Genomic DNA, 20343 nt, shown 5'->3' with positions numbered 1-20343 from the left:
GTAATTTTGCTATCCAATTTTTTCATTGAATGAACGAATATAAAAAAATCTTAAAGTTCGCGAGACCGCATCAAAAATACATCTACGGAAGTTTATTTTTCAATATCCTATATTCTGTATTTCAAATTGCCTCCTTAGGAACTATTTTACCCGTATTAGGGATGCTTTTTGGGACCATCAAACCTGAAAAATACGAGACTGCCCCTGTTTATTCAGGAGAGTTTCTTGATTTTTTCAGCTATATAAAAGATTATTTAAATTATTCTATTCAGAATTTAGTAGCTGAATATGGTACCCTGAAGGTTCTTGCATGGCTTTGTATCATAACGGCATTTATGTTTCTTTTAAGAAATATTTTCAGATATCTTGGTGCTTTCCTATTAATCAACTATCGTGTAGGCGTTACAAAGGATCTTCGTGGAGCAATGTATAGAAAAGTACTTTCTTTACCTGTTTCATTTTTTACTGACAGCAGAAAAGGAGATCTGATGTCCCGTATGTCGAATGATGTGGGAGAAGTTGAAGGCAATATTTTAGGAAGTTTAGTGGAGCTTATTAACGCTCCTTTCATGTTGATCAGTACCTTGGTCAGCTTATTCATCCTAAGTCCTGAGATGACCCTTTTCTCTCTATTGGTACTTCCGGTGATGGGAACAATGATTGCCTTAGTGGGGAAAAGCCTTAAAAAAGATTCTCATGAAGCACAAAATGAAATGGGAACCATCTTTTCTATAGTAGATGAAACACTGAAATCGTCGAAAGTCATTAAAATTTTCAATGCTGAAAAGATAATGGACAATCGTTTTATGAAGTCTATGAATAAGTGGATTTCAAGCTCAATCAGCTTAGGAAGAAAGAAGGAATTAGCCTCTCCGATGAGCGAATTTTTAGGTTCTATTACCTTTTTGATTATCGCATGGTATGGAGGAAAACAAATTATTGTTGAACAAAGTATCTCTCCAGCGGATTTCTTAGTGTTCTTAGGATTATTTTTCCAGATCCTGCCTCCGGCAAAAAGCTTATCCACTTCTATTTCCAACGTACAAAAAGGGGAAGCTTCTCTGAAAAGAGTACTGGAAATTCTGGATGCAGATGTAAAAATCGAAGAAATTGCAGAGCCTGTTTCTATTACGACCCTTAAAGATCATATTGAATTTAAAAATATCGGATTCTACTATGACAAATCCAATCTGATTCTTAAAAACTTTAATCTAACGATTCCTAAAGGAAAAACCGTTGCATTAGTTGGACAGAGTGGAAGTGGAAAAACAACTATAGCTAACCTTTTAGCAAGATTCTATGATGTTCCGGAAGGAGAAATTCTGATTGACGGAACAGATATCAAACATTTAAAATTAAAAGAATACCGACAGCTTCTCGGAATGGTGACGCAGGAGTCTGTTTTATTCAATGATTCTGTTTACAATAATATCCTGATGGGTAAACCGGATGCAACCAGGGAGGAAGTTATCACAGCGGCTAAAATTGCCAATGCAGATTCCTTTATTACCGGACTTTCTGAAGGGTATGACACCAATATTGGAGATGATGGAAATAAACTTTCCGGAGGACAAAAACAAAGGGTTTCTATTGCACGGGCAGTATTGAAAAACCCTCCAATCATGATTCTTGATGAAGCTACATCAGCCCTTGATACAGAATCTGAAAGATTTGTACAGGACGCTTTAGAAAAAATGATGGAAAACAGAACTTCTTTAGTAATTGCCCACCGACTTTCAACTATTCAAAAAGCAGACTGGATTGTCGTGATGGAAAAAGGAGATATCGTAGAGCAGGGAACCCATTATGACCTTATTGCTAAAAAAGGAATGTATAACAAGCTTGTTGAGCTTCAAAACTTTGACTAATTTTTTAATTTAATTAAAAATGAATCCTATACAAGAGTACTTCTACAGAATTAAAGAACCTGAAAGAAGTACTCTTTTATTTTTGCGCAAAAAGATCCTGGCATCCGATACTGAAAACATTACAGAAACCTTTAGCTTCGGGCTTCCTTTTATCAAGTATAAAAAGAAAATGCTGTGCTATTTCTATTACAGCAAAAAATACCAAAAGCATTACCTGAGTTTTTATCACGGTGACAAACTCGATTATCCTGAGCTGATCCAGGATGGCAGAAAGAAGTTTAAGATTCTTCTCATTGATATGGAAGAAGATCTTCCAGTAGAATTTATATTAAGCCTTACAGAAGAGATTAAAAGATATGTAAAATAAAAACTCCGGTACGAATAATCGTACCGGAGCCTTCTTTAAAAACCTTTTATCATTGTGTGTTTATTCCGTTGAATTCTGCCTTTTTAATTGCCCAGGCAAGAGCATTTGCGTAGAATATTGAGTTATATACATTCATTTTATAAGCAGTGGCACCATTTCCATAATTGGGTTTAGCAATTGGCTTATAGTTCGTATCTGCATAGAAAGGGCATATAGTATCTGAGGTATTTGGAGAAGCAACTGTTCCACACTGAGAGTTGTATCCGCCATCTCCTGCCCAGATGAAGTTTAGAGTGTTATGCTTAAATGCAGTTACACGGCCTACCGTTCCTGATGGTGAAGCAGTAGAGATATTGGTATCTCCTGAATATACCGTAATTTCGCTTGAAGGCAGGCCAGTTGCATACGTTGTAGAAGAAGCATCTTCTCCCCATTGCAATCCTCTTATATCTCCAAAAGGACCATTCAGGATTTCATCATTTGTCAGCGGTAGTTTATAGACAGCTCCCGCACTGTTTACACTTCCGGTGTTTACAGATCCGTCAAAAACATTTCTGAAAAGATTCTGCATTCCGCTGTTACTTTCAGAATAAGCAATGATGACACCCCCTTTTATCAGATAATTTTTTAGCACCTGTGCTTCCGCAGCATTCATTCCCCACGCATATCCTATTACAATAATATCTACAGGATTGGCTCCCGTTGTCCAACTTGTCAGCTGTGTAGCATTCGGGCTGTCTGTACCGTCTATAATCTGATCCCATCCTTCATATTTTACGATGCTGTTTGCCAATGTTCCAAAATTAGCGGCGGCTTTAGTCAGCATACCTGATGGAGAAGTCCCCGATACATTATATCCACATCCGTTTGGTGCTGTTCCAATGGCTAAAAGCTTTTTCTTTGGAACAACTACAATCACATTTACCGTACATGTGGTGGAAACTCCTCCCTTACTGTCCGAAGTAATGGTCATTGTTTTTAAAGTGGTTGAAGTAGGTGTACCCATCCCCTGCAAAGTGATATTCTGATTTCCCGTAGCAGTAAATGTACCTGAAGCATTAAAGGAAATTCCGTCAACCGTGTTGGTTGTAATGGTATAGCTACCCAATGCTGAAACATTTACAGGTAACGTAATGGTATTAGAAACTGCAAGAGTAGTTCCCACCTTATACACACCATTTACTGTTGCACTTCCGCAGCTCATTGTGTAAGTTGCTGCCGGGCTCAGCACAGAAATAGAAATTGCAGGACTACAGGTAACCACTGTTCCATTAGCTTCAAGTGCAATATTATCTGTCTGAATATTCAGAGGAATCCCCTGTCCTGGTATTTGTATGGTTTGTACTCCTGTATTGAGAAATACTCCTGTTCCGTAAAAGTTATATCCGTTTGTAGTCGTTCCGGAAATAGTATAATTACCAACTTTTGTTATATTGACAGCAATACTAAGGTAATTGGAATTGGTAAGTTCTTTACCTTTCACATAGCTCCCCATTGCTTTGGAAGAAGAACAGTCTACCGTAAAAACAGCCTTACCCATCTGCCCGCAGACACTTTTCCATTCATTATCTGCTAAGCTCCAGTAATTGAAGCAGTCTTCAGTAGTATTGTAAATCGTCAAACCATCATCTTTGGACTGATTGATTGTGATCGCATTTCGCTGCGCTTCGGTAAGCCTGGGAATCAGTACTCCTTTGTTGCTATTTCCTGAAACTACATCCAAAACGGAATTCGAATTGGGGAAAGTGGTATTAATACCTACAGCTCCGTTATTGGCCTGCGAATAAGATTTTCCAAAAGTAAAGAGCAGTGCTATCAGCAAAGCCCTGATCGGGAGGATTGTAAATTTTGTTTCCATCATTTATAAGTTATAATTGTTTAATGATTAAAATTTCAACATAAGTCATTTAACCATCACAAAGTTATCATTCACAGATAATTACAAATCAATTCCACCTACGCAATGCTACTCACGCGTAATAAAACTCACAAATGTTAATAATTACTTATTTAAAAAGGACAAATACAAAGATGGGCTGATCTTCAAATTTTAAAAATAGCTTTCCATTTGGTAACTGTATTTCTACTTATTTTAAAATGGCTGCTCAACTGTAGGTTGGTAAGTTTATTCTTTTTCTGATAGCTGAGAATTTTTAAGATTGATTCTTCATCATAAGAGCGAAGCCTTTGATTATTAAATCCGACTTCATATTCCGGCTGCCCAAAAACCATTTGATTAAAATTCACAACATCAATAGCCGAATGCAATCTTTCCAGCCGATGCTTAATGGTAATATCCATTAATTTCTCAGGAAACTTTTCCTTAAGAATATCCGTATAAATCTGTTTGTAATCCGGAATCATATTATATTTTTTTCATCCATTTGTATAAGGTCGTTTTGGGAATTTTGTACCGTAGAACAACTTCATTGGCCGTCATCTCACCATTTGCTATTTTCTCAAGTATAAAATCTTTTACCTCTTGCGTATAGACATTTTTCCTGAAGACCATTGTGTTTTTCTTTTCGCTGACTGTGTTATCAACTCTTGACGGAGGAGCATACAAAATAAGATGTCCGCTATAAAATCTGAAGAAATCAAATTTTAAAAGTTTACACCATTTCAACAGAATTTCAGTGTCAATGCTTTTCTCATTGTACATTTTTTCCACATCCTCTTCTGCTCTATCTAAAAATCTGCTGATTCTTTCTATCGGGATCTGATACTCTTCCACTTTGGATCTGATCAGACTGCCAATATGGATGTTTTTAATATTCATTGCATTATTTTCAGGTAAAATTATTGACCAACAGGCCAACAAATACCATAAAGCACTACTCAACACTACTTATAAGTATTAAAACTCAAAGTAGCCAAAATCTAAATTTTAATGAGAAAACTATTGATGTTTACTTCAGAAGAAATATTCAGTTTTTTTCGTATTCTGTATTTTTTACTTTCTACAGCACGGATACTGTTATTGGTACATTGTGCTATTTTCTTCGTATCAAAATCAAGTTTCATCAACGCACAGAAATACAGTTCTGAATGAATAAGATTTGGGTTTATTTTTAAAATATCCGGGATAAAGTGAGGAAAAAACACCTGAAATTTTTCAAAAAACATGGAAGAATTAGCTTCTGCAAGGTTCAAAATTTCCTGAATGTTTTCCTCTGAGAGATGATTGATCAGCATCTGATGTTTCATCAGTTCAGCATTCGTCTTTATCAGATCTTTAATGGTGGAATCCTTCTCTTTCCGATCCGTAATCAACCCTTTTATAAGCACATCTTTCTGAGCAATAAAAACGATATCCATCAGGAAAGATGCAATGGAAAACAAGATATTCAACAGCTTTATTGTTTTAAAGTCCTGTTTTTCTATAAATCTGCTTTTAGGCAGAAAGTCAAAATCAAAGTATAGGCAAACAATAAAATTAATGCTGATCATGAAAGTAATGAAGAAGATAGAAAATGCATCTTTTTTATAGTTCAAAAAGAATGGAACAGCAAATAAAAGACAAAAATAAAAATATTCTACCCCGGCATTTTTGTATGTATAAATATTAAAAAAACTCACAATAAAGGTAAGTAAAACAAAGATACTGATAATGGCAGTTTTCAATACTTTTCTGAACCGTTTCGTCTTTCCTTTTATGGCCATTAGAAACAACCAGAAAAAAGTAATCACAGTAAGAAATATGGAAACAAACATATCTCCAAAAAAAGTAATAATAAAGATGGAGTAAAACAGAAATATGAAAAAAAGTAAAAGCAGATAGCGGTTAATAAGATGCAGATAATTACTTTCAAAATCATCTATTGTCTCAGCTTCGTCATTGATCACCTTAAAGAAAAACTTATAAATCATCTTGTTATTGTTTTTTACTCTTTCACAAACTTAAGTTGGCATTTGTACTCCTGAAAGCATAAAGTTCCCAATATTAACAGCCTTTTATGCAAATAAAAACCTACAATAATGAAATATGTCAGTCTTTTTTTAGCATTATCATTATAAAGAATATGATTAAGGTGTTTTTCTAGTTACAATTTACTAAAAATCAATATTAAAATTATCAAATGAAATACAATTTTTGATAAAAATTAATAAGCTTTTACCTCACATCAATTAAAAGCATTAGCTTGTGTTTTTAAGCCGCAAAATTATCGATCCAAACAGGAAAAGCATCAACCTTCCCATACGCAATAGTACTCATGCGTAATTAAACTCAAAACAATCAAATGAACTCATATATCCATCAAACAAAAAAGAGAGCCTTTACAGCTCTCTTTGTACTTTTATCTATAATAAGAATTTTAATTTTCTTTCAATTTGGCAATCACATCCAAACCTCCTTTTGTAATATCTCCGATCTTACAGATGATCTCAGTATCTAAAGGCAGGAATATGTCCATTCTCGAACCGAATTTGATGAATCCGAACTCATGTCCCGCTTTTGCATTATCTCCTTCATTACAATAGAAAACAATCCTTCTTGCCACATATCCTGCAATCTGTCTGAAAACTACCTTATGATTGGTTAAAGTCTGAACAGCCATTGTTGTTCTTTCATTTTCTGTAGAAGACTTTTCGTGCCATGCTACAAGATACTTTCCAGGGTGATACTTTTTATAAATCACTTCACCTGAAACAGGATACCTGCAGATGTGAACATTCAGTGGAGACATGAAAATAGAAACCTGAATAGCTTTCCCTTTTATAAACTCGTCCTCTTCCACTTCTTTGATCATGACTACTTTTCCGTCCACCGGAGCGATCACATTTTCTTTGTGGTCAAGAATAGTACGGTTTGGCACTCTGAAAAACCAGAAGACTAAACAATAAATAACCAGCAAAGGTACGATGATCAACAGGGACCATATTTTAAGGAAATAAATTGCTAATGCTCCCAATATAATAAAAAGTATGGTCGCTACAGTAATAGTTCCTTTTGATTCTCTATGTAATTTCATGAGACTAAATAAATTTTTCTAAAATAAAGTACAAATATACGACAGGAACGCAGATAATAAAACTATCCAGTCTATCTAAAACTCCACCATGCCCCGGAATGATGTTTCCGCTGTCTTTTGCACCGAAATTTCTTTTCAGCTGGCTCTCTACCAAATCGCCTAATGGAGCAAAAGCTGCTACTAAAAACCCGACAAACATCCAGTTTCCTCTAAGCTCCGGCTGATAATGTTCTATGAAATAAGATAAAACCAGCGTTAAAACAACACCTCCAATATATCCTTCCCAGGTTTTTTTAGGCGAAATCTTGGGTGCCATCTTATGTTTACCAAAGAATTTACCTACCAGATAAGCAAAAGTATCACTACTCCATATCAGGATAAACAGAAAAAGAACTTCCAAAGTAAAAGTGTCATTATAACTGGAAAACTTAGGCAGGCCTAATGCAAAACTGAACGGCAGAGCCACGTAAATGACCGTAAAAATCAGCTTCCCGCTGTCGAAGTATAATTCGTTAGGATATTTGAATAAAGTAAGCACAGCAATCCCAATCAGGGCCAATGCTAATATTTCGCTCAACCTGAAGTCAAAAAAGAAATCATGATTGAAGTATCGTTTTGAAAAAATATAAAATATAAAAATAACCAATGGATATACTACCCATTTTTCATATCCGTTTCCGAATTTCATGATCTTTACACACTCCCAGGTACCTACAATAAGCAGAAGGCACATCAGTGCATGATAAAGATACTGCTGTTTGATAAGGCCGGGAGAGATATTATTGATCAGTTGTGCTCCCCAGGGAGTTGAACAAAGAATAATGATAGCAACATAGACTATACCGGAAATGGTTCTTTGAATGAGATTTTTGTCCAAAATTTAAAATTTAGAAGTGGGTGCTTAATCTTCAAGCAGTAATAAAAACAGTTTCACATTAGAATTGGAAGAACTGTCCATTTTAGACTGGCTTCCACTGATGGAAGTAAGGTTCTTGATATTTCCATTTCTTTTTATTTTCCCCATGGCATCGTTCAGATTGTTGACAATCTGAGAAACATTGGCAATGATGATTATTTTCTCCGGCAGCCTTGAAGAGTGATAGTGAAGAATATTGTTATGTGACAGCATGATCCTGCCATCATAAGCAATGAGATACTCACAAGTAATAAATGCAGCATCATTAGATGGCTGCAGTTCTGAAGTATAAGAAGTCTTCACAACGTTCAAAAAGTTCTGAAGTTCTTTATCCCAGCAAAAAAGATTGCCAATATTTTCTATTTTGACAATTTGATTTAAAGTCTGTAGAGCTTCCGCTTCATCTGCACAATAATTAAAAAATCCCCCCGAATGCGTAAATAATTGCGCAAACTTATAGTCAAGATCCGCATTTTTCAGCGAATCCCCAAGCTTCTCCAGGCTCTGTTTGTCTTCTTCCTCAGGCTGGTTGGTAAGTTTGCTTACAATCCTCTTGAATAAATTCAACTTAATCTATTTTTAGTCAACTTTATACAAAAATAGAAAATAAATTACAATAGAGTCCTAAATATCTGTTTAAATATGAAAAAACCTGACAATTTTGAAGTTGTCAGGTTTTATTAAAGTTATTTTTAAGAGTATTAAAGCTGTGTCGGGCTTTCTGGAGCCTGTATTTCGCTTTCTTCTTCTTTCTCTTTGATCTGAGGCATATCCAATGCTCCCGGAATATCTTTTACCGGAATTGTATTGGTAACTGGTCTCTCTGTCAATTCAGGATCCCATGCTCTCTTTCCGAATATTTCCTCCAGGTCTTCACGGAAGATTACTTCTTTTTCTAAAAGCTTATTGGCTAAAGCATCAAGTTTATCTTTATTTTCATCAAGAATTCTTACTGCTCTTTCATACTGATTTTCGATGATTGACTTAATCTCTACATCAATTTTAGTAGCGGTTTCCTCAGAATAAGGTTTTCCAAAAGAATATTCAGACTGGCCTGAGCTGTCGTAATAAGAGATGTTTCCGATATTCGGGCTTAAACCATAAATCGTAACCATTGCCTGTGCTCTCTTAGTAACCGTTTCCAGGTCAGAAAGTGCACCTGTAGAGATATTATTGAAGATCACCTGTTCTGCTGCTCTACCTCCTAAGGTAGCACACATTTCGTCCAGCATCTGTTCTGTCGTAGTAAGCTGTCTTTCTTCCGGAAGATACCATGCTGCACCTAAAGAACGTCCTCTTGGCACAATCGTTACTTTTAAAAGAGGTGATGCATGCTCTACCAACCAGGAGATTGTAGCGTGACCTGCCTCATGATAAGCAACTCTTTTCTTTTCAGATGGCTTGATGGCCATGTTTTTCTTTTCAAGACCTCCGATGATTCTGTCTACAGCATCCAGGAAATCCTGTTTTGTAACAGAGGTATGGTTATATCTTGCAGCAATAAGTGCTGCTTCATTACAAACGTTAGCAATATCTGCTCCACTGAATCCAGGGGTTTGTTTGGCCAAGAAATCTCTGTCAACATTATCGTCCAGCTTAATTTTTTTCAAGTGAACATCAAAAATTTCTTTTCTTTCATGTAATTCCGGAAGGTCTACATAAATGGAACGGTCAAAACGTCCTGCTCTCATCAAAGCCTTATCAAGGATATCTGCTCTGTTGGTGGCTGCCATAACAATTACGTTCACATCTGTTCCGAAGCCATCCATTTCCGTAAGAAGCTGGTTCAGGGTATTTTCTCTTTCGTCGTTTCCGCCTGAGAAGTTATTTTTCCCTCTTGCACGTCCGATAGCGTCTATCTCATCAATAAAGATAATTGCCGGAGATTTTGCTTTTGCCTGTGCAAAAAGGTCTCTTACTCTTGAGGCACCTACTCCTACAAACATCTCTACGAAATCAGAACCTGAAAGTGAGAAGAACGGAACTTTAGCTTCACCTGCAACAGCTTTTGCCAATAGAGTTTTACCTGTTCCCGGAGGGCCTACTAAAAGTACACCTTTAGGAATCTTACCTCCAAGTTTAGTGTATTTTTCAGAGTTTTTCAAGAAATCAACGACTTCCTGAACTTCTTCTTTAGCACCTTCCAGTCCTGCAACATCTTTAAATGTTACCTGAATTCTTTCTTTTTCGTCAAAAAGCTTTGCTTTAGATTTCCCGATAGAGAAGATTTGTCCTCCAGGGCCTCCTCCACCGCCCATCTTTCTGAAAAGAAGGAAGTAGAATAATCCTAAAATGGCGATCCAGATTAACGCAGACACTAAGATATCGGCAAACGGGCTTTTACCTGTTCCATAATCTTTAGAAGTCTTAATCACCGGATTTTCAGCTTTTATCTGCTCAAATTTCTGAAGGAAAAGTTGAAGGTCTCCATATTTTACAGAATAATCTGCTTTAGGAGCCATTTCGAATGCAGAAAGAGGGTTATTTTCTTTAGCGGTTTTGGCAACCGTTGCCGATTTGGCCTCTTTGGTAAGGAAAACATCAGCTTTCTCTATGTCTTTGTATATAATTATATTTTGGACTTTCCCCGCCTGCATTTCTCTAAAGAAACCATCTTCATCAATAGATTTTGCACTGTCACCTCCAAGGAAATTGGAGCCAAAGAATAGCAAAAGAGCTATGATTGCAATAGGAAAGAACCAGTTGAATCCTTTATTATTCATTTATACTTTTTAAAATTTTACAATTCATTTTCAATTTTGGTGATAACTGCGTCACCCCAAAGCTCTTCTATATCATAGTACTCACGTACATCTTTCTGAAATATATGAACTACCACGGAAACGTAATCCACAAGTACCCACATTGCATTTTCCGTTCCTTCAACGTGCCAAGGTCTGTCTTTTAAGTCGTTTCTAACTTTCTTCTCAACGCTTCCCGCTAATGCCGAAACCTGCGTATTTGAGTTACCACTACATATTACGAACGTTTCTGCCACGGAGTTTTCAATGTTGGAAAGATCAAAGATCATGATATCTTCACCTTTTACATCCTGGATAGCTTCAACGATTTTATCTATTAATGCTTGTTTTTCTGCTGTTTTATTCATTAAAAAAATACTATAATCTGCAAATTTATTGTTTTTTCTTTACTTTAACCTTACTTTTACCCCCTTAATGTCTTAAAGTTTTCTTAAATGAGCCAACTCTTCTATCTGAACGAATGTTCTTCTACTAATGACGAAATATCAAAGTTTTTACTTTATGAAAATTCAGATTTTATAGGATTGCATACTTTTAATCAAACTAAAGGCCGTGGTCAGTATGGAAATGTATGGACTCAGACTGCCGGAAAAAACCTAGCTTATACGCTGGCAGTGAATACTCAACACATTCTGTGCTCCGACTTTATATTCAATTATTATACCGCAATTATTGTCCGGGATTTCCTTGCCAAATTGGCTGATTCTGATGTAAGAATTAAATGGCCGAATGATATTATCCTTAAAGGTAAAAAAATCGTTGGAATTTTAATAGAAAAGAAAAAAATTAATCAAAATAATTATTTCATTATCGGAACCGGAATTAATATTTTACAGGATAAATTTGATGAAATATCAAATGCAGGGTCGCTTTTAACTCAAACTGGGGTACAATTTGACCTTGAGGAGGTCGCTTTCAATTTTCATACTTATCTGTCTGAAAAACTTAAAAATATACCATCTGATCAGGAAATACTGGAAGTCTTTAACAAAAGCCTCTTCCGCAAAAATGAAATCTCAGTTTTTGAAATCGGAAAACAAAGACAAAATGGCATCATCCGATATGCAGACGAAAAGGGTGAGCTCTGGATCGAACTCGAAAATGACGGATTACGCCCGTTTTATCATAAAGAAGTAAAACTCCTTTATTGATTATTGATTTGCTCTTTTGATATACAGGTATAGGGTAAGCGGAAGAAATACGAGGTTAGGCAGCCACATCGCTAATGCAGGAGGCAGACTCTTATTTTCTGATACTACTTTTAAGGCTTCAAATGAAAACACGAAGATAAAGGCCAGTGAAATTCCTATCGCCAAATTGACCCCAAGTCCTCCTCTTTTCTTTTGAGAGGATAGTGAAAGGGCTAAAAAGGTCAGTATAATAATAGAAACAGGCATTGACGTTCTTTGATGAAGTTCATTCAGATAAGAATTCAGGTTTCCGTTTCCTCTTGCTCTTTCTCTTTCAATAAATTTTAAAAGTTCGGGAGTGGTTTTATTTTGCCCTAAAAGCTCATTTGGAAAGAGTTCTTCGGGTGAATGTCCATAGTTTTTTCTAAGCTCTATGCCGTTATTCAGCTTTTCAGTATTGTCTTTATTGATTGTTTTTTCGAAAAAGTTATTTAAGACAAACTGTTTTTTAACATTATCCCAATATACATCACCGGCTTTCAGCTCATATACCATTCTTCTGTCTTTATCAAATTTCTGATAGACGAAGCTAGAGCCTCTTTTTTCTCTTTTATTCCATGAGTCAACAAAGATATATTCTGTTCTGCTCAACTGCGAAGAGGCAGGTGCCGTTCCCAAAATCTTTTCTTTATTGGCCGCATTATAGGTATAGGCTTCGAGTTCATTTTTCTTGATATTCGCCCAAGGAAGAACCATATGGTACACCAAAAGGGACATCAATGCAATTAAAATAGAAGTATATAAATAAGGTTTTGAAAACCTGTGAAAACTTGCTCCACTACTGATAATAGCTACAATTTCGGTATTATTCGCCATTCTGGATGTAAAATAAATCACCGAAATAAAGACCAGAATGGAAAGAAATGTCACCACAAGATTCACAATCCAAAAAGGATAGAAATGGATCAGAAAATAGGTGAGGTCAAGTTTTGCATCAATGGCCTTCGCATTTTCTATCCTTGGAATCTTCTGCTGAACATCGATAACAAGTACGACTATAGACAAAAGAACCAACATGAAACTGAAAGTTCCAAGGTACTTTTTGATGATATATTTGTCTACAATTTTAAGCATAATTCTCTTAAAGTCTTTGTCTAAGAACTGGTATTACAGAATTTTTCCACTCATAGAAGTCTCCTGCAAGAATGTGTTCTCTTGCAACTTTTACCAAATCAAGATAAAATGCAAGGTTATGGATTGAAGCAATCTGCTTTGCCAGGTATTCTTTTGATACAAATAAGTGGCGAAGATATGCTTTTGAATATTCACGGTCTACGAAGCTGGTTCCAAATTCGTCCAGAGGCGAAAAGTCGCGCTTCCATTTTTCATTTTTAAGGTTCATCACCCCCTGCCATGTGAAAAGCATTGCATTTCTTGCATTTCTTGTCGGCATTACACAATCCATCATATCGATTCCTAAACCGATGGATTCTAAAATATTCCATGGAGTACCAACTCCCATCAGGTATCTTGGTTTCTCTTTTGGAAGAATATCTGTCACTTCATCAGTGATTCTGTACATTTCTTCCTCAGGCTCTCCAACGGAAAGTCCTCCGATAGCATTTCCTTCAGCACCAGCTTCAGAAATTACTTCTGCAGAAATTTTTCTTAAATCAGAATATGTTGATCCCTGAACAATTGGGAAAAGTCTTTGCTTGTAGCCGTAAAGTTCAGGATTTTCATTCGTCCAGTCGATACATCTTTTCAGCCATCGGTGGGTAAGCTCCATCGATGATTTTGCCTGATTATATTCACACGGATATGGTGTACATTCATCAAAGGCCATGAAAATATCGGCTCCGATCTGTCTTTGGATCTCCATTGATCTTTCCGGAGAAAACATATGATAACTTCCATCGATATGAGATTTGAATCTCGCACCTTCTTCGGTCATTTTTCTGTTGCTTGCCAATGAAAAAACCTGAAAACCTCCGGAATCGGTAAGAATCGGAAGATCCCAGTTCATGAATTTATGTAATCCACCTGCAGCCTCCATCGTTTCCATACCGGGACGAAGGTAAAGGTGATAGGTATTTCCCAGAATAATCTGAGCTTTAATGTCTTCTTTTAATTCTCTCTGATGAACTGTTTTCACACTGGCTACAGTTCCCACAGGCATAAAAATAGGAGTTTGAATCTTCCCGTGATCTGTGGTAATCTCCCCTGCTCTTGCTTTTCCCTCAGAGGTTTTTTCTATATTAAAAAATTTCATCTCTATACTTTTTTAACCAGCTGTTTTACCTGCGTTTTTTGTAGAATAAGAAGTATTCTGCCTGATAATTACCTTACCATAGTTGGCATACTTCCATTCTGTTTTATTTTATCCTTTACGTATTTATCTGCTTTGGGATCTTTCTTCAATAATATTTCCTGTGCATCGTTGGCGATCCCTTCCATTTTTTCTTTAATCACGTAATATTTAAAGCTTTCTATAAAGTCTTCAGATTTCACATGATGAGATGTAAGAACCGCTCTTGTCCCAGCTTCCATATTTTTGTCCTGATACATAAAGATTGCCTGATCATTGATCGCAAGATCTGCCATAATATCAGCCATGGTCCCTTCATCGATCAGATTTTTAGGCTTATCAATATAATCACTGCATGAAACCAGTCCCAGCAAAACGAAAATGAAGATCAGTTTTTTCATCAGTTTATTTTTATATTTTTTAATAGTCTGAAGAGCTTCGCCTATCAATATTCCTCTGTATGAGAAGCATTGCCTATGCTGTGTTTCATAATCTATTGATAATGGATTTCCATTTTAAATTTAAAACTCCAAATACGGCTTCATGAATAATCCCTCCATTCATTTTGCTTTCTCCTAAAATTCTGTTGGTGAATATAATAGGTACTTCTACAATTTTGAAGTTCTTTTTATAAGCTCTGAATTTCATTTCTATCTGAAATCCATATCCTTTCAGCCTTACATTATCAAGGCCTATTTCTTCCAGTACTTTTCTTGAAAAGCATACAAACCCGGCTGTAGTATCATGAATAGGAAGCCCTAAAACAAATCTTACATATTTGGATGCAAAATAAGAAAGTAATACTCTTCCCATAGGCCAGTTGACCACATTCACTCCTTTTGAATATCTGGACCCGATGGCCATATCAGCATTCAGGCAGGCTTCAAAAAGTTTGGGAAGGTCATTAGGATTATGCGAAAAATCGGCATCCATCTCAAAGATGTAATCATAATTGTTTTCCAGCGCCCATTTAAATCCATGAATATATGCTTTCCCCAATCCATCTTTTGTATGTCTTACGGACAGGTGCAGATAGTGCGGATTTCTCTTCTGCAATTCCTTCACCAGCTCTCCCGTTCCATCCGGAGAAGTATCATCTACTACTAAAATATGAAAGTCGTCCTCCAATGCAAAAACCGCGGAAATAATATTTTCAATATTTTCCTTTTCGTTATAAGTTGGGATAATGACTAGTTTTTTCATTTCAGTTTGCAAAGATAGTTTATTTAACCTTTTTATTTTATACAAAATAATCTATAATTTTGCAAAAATATTTCTCACGGATTAAGGGAATGAAACAGAAACTTTTACTGAAAGAATCTGAATAGTACACAAAATCGGCGGGAGCATATATTTAAGTTACAATTTTCACAGATCAGGCAATAAGAAAATCTATGCCAGACTGTGCTTTTGAAATTAAATAAAAATTAAAAAAAAATAAATTTTGCCGTCATCACAAAACTTCATCAACCATGTAAGAATACCTGAGAACAATGACTGGGTAATCTTTATACTCGTAGGCTGTATATTTTTATATGTTTTTATGATGAACATTATAGAAAGGGATGCCAGTCTGAAAGATTTTCTGCTTCAGAAATATTTTGATGCAAGCAACAACCTTCCCAGCTGGATCATCACCTCGTGTGTAACGACTCTTACTTTGTCTGTTTTAGTTTCACAGTACATCCCGATAGTCCCTAAATACATTGCAGACCTCCAGCTTTTTGGATATCAGCTCAATAAATTTGGCTATACCCTTATTGCGATACTGTTCTTTTATCTGACAAAATCTACATTAGGTTTTCTATTTTACCAAAGTATAGGTGACGGAAAAAAATGGTCTATTTTTTATTTTACCTCCACTAAGTTTTATTTTATACTGTCATTTTTGCTGATAATCCTTTGTGTAGCGCACTATTATTTCCCTATAGACAGAAATAGGATCTTTCTATATTATTTCTGCTTTTTTGCTTTTGTGTTCATATTTAAAGTTTTTTTCTATTTATTTCACAAGAACAAGATTCTTCCAGAGAAATGGTATTATAAATTTTTGTATATTTGCACCCTCCAAATCGCACCATTATTATTGCTTTGGAAGTTGTTATTTTTTTAATAAATGTCAATGATGAGAATAAAGTCTATATTGGTTTCTCAACCAGCGCCTAGTGAGTCTTCTCCATATTTGGATATAGCGAAGAAGGAAAAAATAAAGATTGATTTCCGTCCATTTATCCACGTCGAAGGAGTTGACAATAAAGAACTTAGAACACAGAAGATTGATCTAACGCAGTACACAGGTATTATTTTTACCAGCAAGAATGCAATAGACCATTACTTCAGACTTGCAGAGGAACTTCGTTTTGCTGTTCCTGATACGATGAGATATATCTGCCAGTCGGAAGCAATTGCCAACTATCTTCAAAAGCATATTGTCTACAGAAAAAGAAAAATCAGTTTTGGGGAGAAAAACTTCTCGGATCTGCTGCCTCTTTTCAAAAAATTCCCAAGTGAAAAATATCTGTTGCCATCTTCAGATGTTTTAAGCCCGGATATTGTAAAAACTCTGGATTCTTCGAATGTAGAATGGACAAGAGCAATCATGTACCGTACTGTATGCAGTGATCTGACAGATATCAACATTCAGGATTATGATATGCTGATTTTCTTCAGCCCGCAAGGAATCAAGTCTCTACAACAAAACTTCCCAGACTTCAAACAGGATGAAACAAAGATCGGTGTTTTCGGAAACACAACTTTGGCTGCTGCTGAGGAAGCTGGATTAAAAGTAGACTTAATGGCTCCTACGAAGGAAACACCTTCCATGACAATGGCTCTTGAAAAGTTTATTAAAGCACTTCATAAATAGTCTTTACTATAAAAATACGATCAACCGTCTTTTCAATACAGAAAAGATGGTTTTTTTTTACCTAAATTTGAACAAGAATTAACATTGAATGAACTGTCTTTGCAAATCATATTTTTCAAAAGAAATAGACAAAGCATATCCTATTCAATAAAAAATTAAAATATACGGATGAAAGCCCCACAAGCAAAAAAAATAGAAAAAATATTAGAAACCCACGGCGACAGAAGAATTGACAATTACTTTTGGCTCAATGAAAGAGAAAACCCTGAAGTCATCAAATATCTTGAAGAAGAAAATGCTTACGAAGAATTCATCATGAAAGACACAGAAACTCTTCAGGAAAATCTTTTTGAGGAGATGAAGGCCCGCTATAAAAAAGATGACGAATCACTTCCTTACATCTTTAATGAATACTGGTACATCGTAAGATATGAAGAGGGTAAAGAATATCCAATCTTCTGCAGAAAGTATAAAAGCCTGGACAATCAGGAAGAAATTGTTCTTGATGTGAATATCTTAGCCGAGGGAGAGGAGTTCTTTGAAGTAGGAAGTGTGGCTGTAAGCCCTAATAATGAGCTGACGTCTTTTTCTTCAGATAATGTAGGAAGAAGAATTTACACGTTAAACTTTAAAAACTTAAAGACCGGAGAAATTCTTCCTGACACGATTCCGAACACTACAGGAAAAGCTGTATGGGCTAACGATAACAAGCATGTTTTCTATATCAGAAAAGATAAAAACCTTCGTGCATTCCAGGTATACAGACACCTACTGGGGACGGATTCATCTGAAGATATTCTTATTTTCCATGAAGAAGACGAGACTTTTGATGTCAACGTATTCAAAACAAAATCTTTACAGTATATTTTCATCGCAAGTTCAAGTACTATTTCTGATGAGCACCGCTTCATCCCTTCAAATAATGTATTCACAGACTGGACTATTATCCAGCCAAGAATAGATGATCTTGAATATTCTGTTGAACATTACGAGGATGAATTTTACATCATTACAAATGCCGATGATGCTACAAATTTTAAAATTGTAAAAACAAAGATCGCCAACTGCGGTATGGAAAACTGGGTAGATGTTATCCCTCACCGTGCCGAGGTTTTGCTGGAAGGTTTTGAAATTTTCAGAGATTATCTGGTTCTTGAAGAAAGAGAAAAAGGACTTCTTCAGATCAAAATCATTGATGAAAAAACACAGGACTCATATTACCTGCCATTCTCCGATCCTACCTATACCTGCTATATTGGGGTCAATCTTGAATTTGACACAGAAGTTTTACGTTATGGCTATACATCATTGACACAGCCAAGCTCAACTTACGAGTACAACATGAAGGAAAAAACGACAAAGCTCCTGAAACAGCAGGAAGTTTTGGGCGGAAACTTCTTCCCGGAAAACTATATTTCTGAAAGAATTTGGGCAGACTCCAGAGACGGAGAGACTAAAATCCCTATTTCTTTGGTATACCACAAAGACACCAAAAAAACCGCCGATACCCCACTCCTATTATATGGATATGGAAGTTACGGCCATACCGTAGATGCCAGTTTTTCCAATGTAAGATTGTCTATTCTGGACAGAGGATTTATCTACGCTATCGCCCACATACGCGGAGGAGAGTACCTGGGTAGAGAGTGGTATGAAGATGGAAAAATGCTTTATAAGAAAAATACATTCTTTGATTTCATTGATGCAGGAAAATACCTGATAAAGGAAAATTACACTTCGTCCAGACATATATACGCCATGGGCGGAAGTGCAGGAGGACTTTTGGTAGGAGCTGTAGTGAACTATGAGCCACAATTATTCCACGGAATAGTAGCACAGGTTCCTTTTGTAGATGTAGTTACCACAATGCTGGATGATACTATTCCTTTGACTACCGGAGAATATGATGAATGGGGAAATCCAAATGATAAAGAATATTATCATTATATGAAAGAATACTCTCCTTATGACAATGTAGAAGCTAAAGAGTATCCACATATGCTGATCACTACCGGGTTCCATGATTCTCAGGTACAGTATTGGGAACCTGCAAAATGGACAGCAAAGCTAAGAGAGGTAAAGACAGACGATAATATTTTAGTATTTAAAACAGATATGAGCTCCGGGCATGGAGGCGCAAGCGGAAGATTTGAATCTTTGAAAGAAGACGCATTGGAATTCGCATTTTTATTAAAATTAGAAAATCAAAAAGAATGATCAACGAAGCTGAATATTGGAAAAAAGTAGAACAATTCTTTGAAGAAAATTTCCAGACTGAAAAAAATCCGCCCATTGAAACTATATTATTTTTAATTGGACTTCAGGAACTGGGAAGTGGTCAACAAAAATATACGAAAGACGATAAATTAAATATTCTTCATATAGCGGTTTGCAGATTATTGGAACCGTTTGGCTATTATAAATTTACGCATTACGAAGATGGATGGCCACATTTCGAAAAAATAGAGGGCTTGCCTGAATTAAGACCCAATGAGCAGTCATTGCTTATGAAAAAGGCAATCATACAATATTTTCAGGACGAAGAACTGTTATAAAAATAAAGCTTGGATATTTTTCCAAGCTTTTTATATTTAAAAACACAGTTCAATTTGAATATTAAGCTGAACGGTTTAATCAATCTTATGGGTTAGGGTTATTTACTCAGAATCTCCTCCAGCTGATTCAGCCCCATGGTAAAACCTCCTTCAAATCCCATATCAAACAATTTTTTCATGACTTCCTGAGATTGATAATGAATATTGACGGTTACTTTTGTTCCTTCTTCCACCCCAGTAAAACCGACCAGCCACTTTGATGGTGGAAAATCTTCGTTCACAGTTCCTTTTTCATCACAAAAAGCACTCATCCAGTCGATACTCCTGTGCTCCATGATTTCTCCATATCTGAATTGGGCATATCCTCTGTCACCATTTGGTCCGACCATTGAATAAAGCCAGACTCCATCTTCTTTAAAATCCTGATTTATTGTTTCGCATCTCCAGGGTTTAGGGCCCCACCATTGATCCAGCAATTCGGATTTGGTAAAATAGTCCCATACTTTTGAAACATCAGCATCATAAATTTTCATGACATAAGTGCTCTTTGCGTCAAAATCTTTGTTAAAAATGATATTAGATTCCATAAGTAATTATT

Annotated in this window: 21 protein-coding genes; 7 read left to right on the top strand and 14 right to left on the bottom strand. The window is 36.0% G+C overall.

The features are described 5' to 3' along the window. Positions 1–29 precede the first annotated feature (29 nt). Both LF887_RS00920 and LF887_RS00915 read left to right on the top strand, forming a co-directional pair. A complete protein-coding gene (locus LF887_RS00920) occupies positions 30–1868 on the top strand; it encodes an ABC transporter ATP-binding protein (RefSeq protein ID WP_236856962.1) in 1839 nt (612 codons plus the stop codon). Between the two features lie 19 nt (positions 1869–1887). Then, positions 1888–2235: a DUF1801 domain-containing protein gene (locus tag LF887_RS00915; protein WP_236856961.1), complete on the top strand. Its 348-nt coding sequence runs from the start codon at positions 1888–1890 to the stop codon at positions 2233–2235. 49 nt (positions 2236–2284) lie between these two features. On the opposite strand, the gene LF887_RS00910 is transcribed toward LF887_RS00915, so the two are convergent. From LF887_RS00910 to rsfS, 9 genes are all read right to left on the bottom strand, one after another. Further along, positions 2285–4096, bottom strand: coding sequence for a hypothetical protein (locus tag LF887_RS00910; RefSeq protein ID WP_236856960.1), 1812 nt, complete (start codon positions 4094–4096; stop codon positions 2285–2287). Positions 4097–4278: 182 nt separating this feature from the next. Further along, positions 4279–4599: a helix-turn-helix domain-containing protein gene (locus LF887_RS00905; RefSeq protein WP_236856959.1), complete on the bottom strand. Its 321-nt coding sequence runs from the start codon at positions 4597–4599 to the stop codon at positions 4279–4281. A gap of 1 nt (position 4600) precedes the next feature. Then, the gene (locus tag LF887_RS00900; protein WP_236856958.1) at positions 4601–5014 is read right to left on the bottom strand and encodes a transposase; all 414 of its coding nucleotides are present in this window, start codon (positions 5012–5014) and stop codon (positions 4601–4603) included. A gap of 101 nt (positions 5015–5115) precedes the next feature. Continuing rightward, on the bottom strand, positions 5116–6105 hold the full coding sequence (locus tag LF887_RS00895) for a helix-turn-helix transcriptional regulator (RefSeq protein ID WP_236856957.1): 990 nt from the start codon (positions 6103–6105) through the stop codon (positions 5116–5118). Between the two features lie 446 nt (positions 6106–6551). After that, a complete protein-coding gene (locus LF887_RS00890; RefSeq protein WP_236856956.1) occupies positions 6552–7208 on the bottom strand; it encodes a phosphatidylserine decarboxylase family protein in 657 nt (218 codons plus the stop codon). Positions 7209–7212: 4 nt separating this feature from the next. Continuing rightward, the gene (locus LF887_RS00885; protein ID WP_236856955.1) at positions 7213–8085 is read right to left on the bottom strand and encodes a phosphatidate cytidylyltransferase; all 873 of its coding nucleotides are present in this window, start codon (positions 8083–8085) and stop codon (positions 7213–7215) included. Positions 8086–8109: 24 nt separating this feature from the next. Then, the gene (locus LF887_RS00880) at positions 8110–8691 is read right to left on the bottom strand and encodes an LUD domain-containing protein (RefSeq protein ID WP_236856954.1); all 582 of its coding nucleotides are present in this window, start codon (positions 8689–8691) and stop codon (positions 8110–8112) included. 134 nt (positions 8692–8825) lie between these two features. Next, a complete protein-coding gene (gene ftsH / locus LF887_RS00875; protein WP_236856953.1) occupies positions 8826–10847 on the bottom strand; it encodes an ATP-dependent zinc metalloprotease FtsH in 2022 nt (673 codons plus the stop codon). Positions 10848–10864: 17 nt separating this feature from the next. Further along, positions 10865–11233 carry a ribosome silencing factor gene (gene rsfS, locus LF887_RS00870; protein ID WP_236856952.1) on the bottom strand — a complete coding sequence of 123 codons (369 nt, stop codon included), beginning with the start codon at positions 11231–11233 and terminating at the stop codon, positions 10865–10867. An 87-nt stretch (positions 11234–11320) separates the two neighbouring features. Between rsfS and LF887_RS00865 the strand changes: the two genes are divergently transcribed. After that, positions 11321–12037 (top strand): biotin--[acetyl-CoA-carboxylase] ligase, encoded by a 717-nt coding sequence (locus LF887_RS00865; RefSeq protein ID WP_236856951.1) that lies wholly within the window; start codon positions 11321–11323, stop codon positions 12035–12037. Here the strand turns inward: LF887_RS00865 and LF887_RS00860 are convergent, their stop codons facing one another. The 4 genes from LF887_RS00860 to LF887_RS00845 form a co-directional block, all read right to left on the bottom strand. Beyond that, a complete protein-coding gene (locus LF887_RS00860; protein ID WP_236856950.1) occupies positions 12038–13150 on the bottom strand; it encodes an LptF/LptG family permease in 1113 nt (370 codons plus the stop codon). A gap of 7 nt (positions 13151–13157) precedes the next feature. Continuing rightward, the gene (gene tgt, locus LF887_RS00855) at positions 13158–14288 is read right to left on the bottom strand and encodes a tRNA guanosine(34) transglycosylase Tgt (RefSeq protein ID WP_236856949.1); all 1131 of its coding nucleotides are present in this window, start codon (positions 14286–14288) and stop codon (positions 13158–13160) included. Between the two features lie 68 nt (positions 14289–14356). Next, the gene (locus tag LF887_RS00850) at positions 14357–14725 is read right to left on the bottom strand and encodes a DUF4296 domain-containing protein (RefSeq protein ID WP_236856948.1); all 369 of its coding nucleotides are present in this window, start codon (positions 14723–14725) and stop codon (positions 14357–14359) included. An 85-nt stretch (positions 14726–14810) separates the two neighbouring features. Then, the gene (locus tag LF887_RS00845) at positions 14811–15527 is read right to left on the bottom strand and encodes a polyprenol monophosphomannose synthase (protein WP_236856947.1); all 717 of its coding nucleotides are present in this window, start codon (positions 15525–15527) and stop codon (positions 14811–14813) included. A 241-nt stretch (positions 15528–15768) separates the two neighbouring features. Here LF887_RS00845 and LF887_RS00840 point away from each other — a divergent pair, with 241 nt between their 5' ends. From LF887_RS00840 to LF887_RS00825, 4 genes are all read left to right on the top strand, one after another. Then, positions 15769–16437: a DUF4271 domain-containing protein gene (locus tag LF887_RS00840; RefSeq protein ID WP_262912501.1), complete on the top strand. Its 669-nt coding sequence runs from the start codon at positions 15769–15771 to the stop codon at positions 16435–16437. Between the two features lie 12 nt (positions 16438–16449). After that, positions 16450–17190: a uroporphyrinogen-III synthase gene (locus tag LF887_RS00835; protein ID WP_236859546.1), complete on the top strand. Its 741-nt coding sequence runs from the start codon at positions 16450–16452 to the stop codon at positions 17188–17190. A 168-nt stretch (positions 17191–17358) separates the two neighbouring features. Further along, positions 17359–19407, top strand: a complete 2049-nt coding sequence (locus LF887_RS00830) for a S9 family peptidase (RefSeq protein ID WP_236856946.1) — start codon at positions 17359–17361, stop codon at positions 19405–19407. Then, positions 19404–19745 carry a hypothetical protein gene (locus tag LF887_RS00825; RefSeq protein WP_236856945.1) on the top strand — a complete coding sequence of 114 codons (342 nt, stop codon included), beginning with the start codon at positions 19404–19406 and terminating at the stop codon, positions 19743–19745. Before LF887_RS00830 ends, LF887_RS00825 begins: the two co-directional genes overlap by 4 nt. A 98-nt stretch (positions 19746–19843) precedes the next feature. Here LF887_RS00825 and LF887_RS00820 read toward each other — a convergent pair whose 3' ends face one another. Then, positions 19844–20332 (bottom strand): SRPBCC domain-containing protein, encoded by a 489-nt coding sequence (locus tag LF887_RS00820; protein ID WP_236856944.1) that lies wholly within the window; start codon positions 20330–20332, stop codon positions 19844–19846. Between the last annotated feature and the right edge of the window lie 11 nt (positions 20333–20343).

The organism is Chryseobacterium sp. MEBOG06 (assembly GCF_021869765.1).
Lineage (GTDB): Bacteria > Bacteroidota > Bacteroidia > Flavobacteriales > Weeksellaceae > Chryseobacterium.
This window is presented reverse-complemented; position numbering and strand designations above follow the sequence as displayed.